The 1,613-nt window shown below is 41.1% G+C and carries 3 protein-coding genes; 1 reads left to right on the top strand and 2 read right to left on the bottom strand.

The window, feature by feature from the left end; genetic code table 11:
- Positions 1–121: 121 nt before the first annotated feature.
- Positions 122–787, bottom strand: coding sequence for an IS4 family transposase (locus F6K53_RS41005; RefSeq protein WP_293086013.1), 666 nt, complete (start codon positions 785–787; stop codon positions 122–124).
- A 215-nt stretch (positions 788–1,002) separates the two neighbouring features.
- Between F6K53_RS41005 and F6K53_RS41000 the strand changes: the two genes are divergently transcribed.
- A complete protein-coding gene (locus F6K53_RS41000; RefSeq protein ID WP_293086010.1) occupies positions 1,003–1,137 on the top strand; it encodes a PIN domain-containing protein in 135 nt (44 codons plus the stop codon).
- Between the two features lie 272 nt (positions 1,138–1,409).
- On the opposite strand, the gene F6K53_RS40995 is transcribed toward F6K53_RS41000, so the two are convergent.
- Complete coding sequence (locus F6K53_RS40995; RefSeq protein WP_293086007.1) at positions 1,410–1,571, bottom strand: hypothetical protein; 162 nt, start codon at positions 1,569–1,571, stop codon at positions 1,410–1,412.
- Positions 1,572–1,613: the final 42 nt, after the last annotated feature.

The following is a 1,613-nucleotide window of genomic DNA, read 5'->3' as shown; positions in this document are numbered from 1 at the left end:
ATGTGATTGAGTTCCTCACTCAAGCTCTGTCTTTAGGAGCTAGACACTGTTCTAACCAATTGTCTCTCATTCCAGTTTTCAAGTAACTGGGGTGGCTTTGTCAACCCCATCACCTGAATGCTTACCTTGTCAGTAAGTACCAAGGGTTTTTGTGTTCTTTGCCACGGTATTTTCGTTTCCAACGAACTGCCAAGTTAAAAGGAGATAATTTCTGCTCTTTATTGCAGGTAATATTCTCTATAAAGTGAGTGTATCCTGGTTGAAATCCCAGGGACTTTAAAGCTTGATAATTTAAGCCATTTTGTTGAATACAAGCACTCTTTTTCTGACGGAGAATAAAGTCTACTCTTCTGAGCCTCAGCCACATTCCCAGCTTGGCACTGTGAAATTCCCTATCCCCTACCACAATAGTCGGATAAGGTTTGATCAGCTTCAAAACCGGTTGAAGTACTTTTTTATGAAAGGATAAATTACTACTACCTTTTTTGCCAATCAAATCCCAGTACACCGGGAGAGCATGTTTACCCCATATTATACTTACCACCATTAAATTCCTTTCCTTCCATTGAGTTCGGTCTATCACTACCAAGATTTGCCCCGACTCAGAATATTTTAATTTTTTCCGTCTTCTTCTTTGCTCTCGGTTCAGTCGATCTCCGTTATATTCTTGTTTCAACCAATATTTGACTATGGGAAACCACAACAGTTTTACATTCCATTGCGGCAGTACTAAAAATCTCTGCAAATTCCTTAGTCTGCTCTCATAAGTGATCGGTTGAGGAAACACACGCGGCCTTGGTTGATAATTTGACTTGACGGAAGCTTTGAAGCATCAATATCAATAGTTGAACTGTCAGATTTTGCTTCTCGTTGAGATGCTTTTCTAAAACTTTCTGATATAATGTCGGTAGCATTTTTGGTTTTTTGGGGTGGTCATAGACTACCCTAATCTTTTTTGCATCTTTTGGCTAGACCCCCCTTCAAGACTAGTCTTTACTCCCCTTGTCACCCTTTAAGGATAACGATTTATGGATTGCTGCAATCGCATTGCGCCATGGATTGATCATCGTTTCAGCCGATAGCGATTTTCAGCGGATGCAGCAGGTCAGAGCATTACTTGTGGAATCCTGGTTATAATCTCAATTTGCGAACGCGCCCCGCGTGACCAAAGGTCAATCGCGCCCCGCGTGACCGTAGGGAAATCACGGCACCTAAGTGTTGCATTTATAGCTTTTATCGTAGTTATGAGGTACAGTCTTGATGCAGTGCATCCCTATTCCCTATTAGCTCTTATCTGTTCCCTGTTCCCTGTTCCCTGTTCCCTGTTCCCTAAAATCCCGAAATTTTGTACTTAGCTATGATAATTGCTAGATATAGTTGATCATACTGATGAAGTACATTAAAGTTTATTATATCATTTCGGGATAATTACCCTTAATAAAAATTTCCCCCATCTCCCCATCTCCCCATCTCCCCATCTCCCCGACTCCCGACTCCCGACTCCCTAAAACTCCAGAATCATAGATTAAGCTAGTAGCAAAGTTAGCTAAAAAACTAGAATCTATGTTCAAAAAACTATTAGCTCAGGTTGGCATTGGAGCAGCAAAGGTAGA

The sequence above is a fragment of the Moorena sp. SIO4A1 genome (assembly GCF_010672065.1).
GTDB lineage: Bacteria > Cyanobacteriota > Cyanobacteriia > Cyanobacteriales > Coleofasciculaceae > Moorena.
The sequence above is the reverse complement of the archived record's forward strand: the minus strand, read 5'-3'. Positions and strand labels throughout refer to the sequence as shown.